The following is a 1,702-nucleotide window of genomic DNA, read 5'->3' as shown; positions in this document are numbered from 1 at the left end:
AATAACTCGATGAGTCTGCTTTGTTTATACCAACTTAGTTTACTCTTTCTCATAGTGCTATCCTAAATAATTTTACTCATCTAGGACAGCCCCTTCTTTTTAATCTATTCAAACAATCTTTATTCGATATAAATATTAAGCATTTAACATGCCAAGACGTATTTAGAACCAATTCTCCATAAAAAAATCCTGCCTTGAAGTAAGACAGGATTTTTTTATCGCAAGGCTAATTTTCTAGCCTATGCTATTTACAACTTAGAATGCTTTAGTAATTGTAAATACAGCACCAGTCTCTACACCACGTTTGTACGGGTTGGTGTCGGCGTCAATATTTGTGCCGACAGCAGCAAGCTCAGCTGACAGGTCTTCAACAGAAGCAAAGCTGTAAGTCACACCAACTTTCCAGTCGATGTAGTTATCATCGCCACTAGCGTTATCACTGAAATCATAATCGTCAGCAGTGGTATAACCTAAGCTTGCTACACCACCGAAAGATGCGCTCAATGGCATGCTATAAGTCAGGTTTAAATACCATGCATCAGTATCTAAGCCAAAAAAATCATTAGTGAAATTCACGCTTGCAAGCAAACTGTCACCAACAGTGATGGTGTCTGCAAAACCTAGACGTGCATACAGCTCAAGCCAATTCAAATCAGAAGCACTTGGATAGCCGTAGTACCATAAACCGACATCTAAAACTGGTTTAGACGCCAAAGAGCCAAGTTCAGTGCTATAACCTACATATGGATCGAGCTCTAATGAGCTACCAAAGCCGACATTCGAGCCCCAGACACCTGCGTATAAGCCAGAGCTATGGGTTAATCCATAACCAACTTGAACGGCAGGGTCGCTTTCAGTTTGTGTCATACCACGATAGCGGTAATCTGAAGTCATTGCTGCAGTACCAGAGAATGATACATCGCTTTCAGCTGCCATAGTCAAGCCACTTGCACAAGTGAGTAAAGATGCAGCCACTAATGTAGAAAGTTTAAAGTTCATGTTGGTATTCCCCCAAGCTGTTTATTACAAATGTTCAAATCGAAATGATTTGACTCTGAACTTGTTATTGAAATAGCAAAGGGCGTGCCAACTTTATTAAGTTACTGTTTTATCTTATTTCTTTGCAATAAAACTGCAATAACTTACAAAACCAACTTTGAAGCATTATTGTATTGCACAAATATTGGGCGATTTATTGATTTTGCACCAAAACAAATCAAACTGTATCAAATTGTTTGTAAATAGGAATTATTCTTATACAGTTTATATTCTGCACGATGCAATAAAAAAAACCAACCGCAGTTGGTTGGCTTTTTAAGTATTTTCTTCTGAGCAAAGCATGAAAAATTATTTTTCCATATTTGATAGGATTGATGTTCTGACATCATCCAATGTGGCATTGATGGTGAGCATCACGGCATCGGCACATTGTTTGATCGCAGTGTCAGGATCTTTTAGACCATTACCCGTCACTGTGCAAACGATCACCGAACCTTCAGCGATTTTACCTGCTTTAATATCACGGATTGCACCGCCGATTGAAGCCGCCGATGCAGGCTCAACGAATACGCCTTTTACTTCTAATACTCTTGGATTAGGTTTGGTCATTTTGGGGCTGTCCTAGATAACTAGTTCAAACCCTGTTTAACCCATTGTTTTAATTGTAGTAATTGCGACTTTGGGTCACTGTGATTAAAACGCC

The 1,702-nt window shown here is 39.1% G+C and carries 1 protein-coding gene and 2 pseudogenes; all 3 read right to left on the bottom strand.

The features are described from left to right. Positions 1-255: 255 nt before the first annotated feature. Entirely contained in the window at positions 256-999 is a 744-nt protein-coding gene (locus BLR43_RS13405; RefSeq protein WP_071001644.1) for a TorF family putative porin, read from the bottom strand. A gap of 348 nt (positions 1,000-1,347) precedes the next feature. Then, positions 1,348-1,575, bottom strand: a pseudogene (locus BLR43_RS13400) (threonine synthase); the annotation flags it as partial. A gap of 53 nt (positions 1,576-1,628) precedes the next feature. Continuing rightward, a pseudogene (locus tag BLR43_RS13545) lies at positions 1,629-1,702 on the bottom strand (IS1595 family transposase); the annotation flags it as partial.

The organism is Psychrobacter pacificensis (assembly GCF_900101915.1).
GTDB classification, from domain to species: Bacteria; Pseudomonadota; Gammaproteobacteria; order Pseudomonadales; family Moraxellaceae; genus Psychrobacter; species Psychrobacter pacificensis.
Note: the sequence above shows the minus strand (reverse complement) of the source record. Positions and strands in the feature narration are given on the sequence as shown.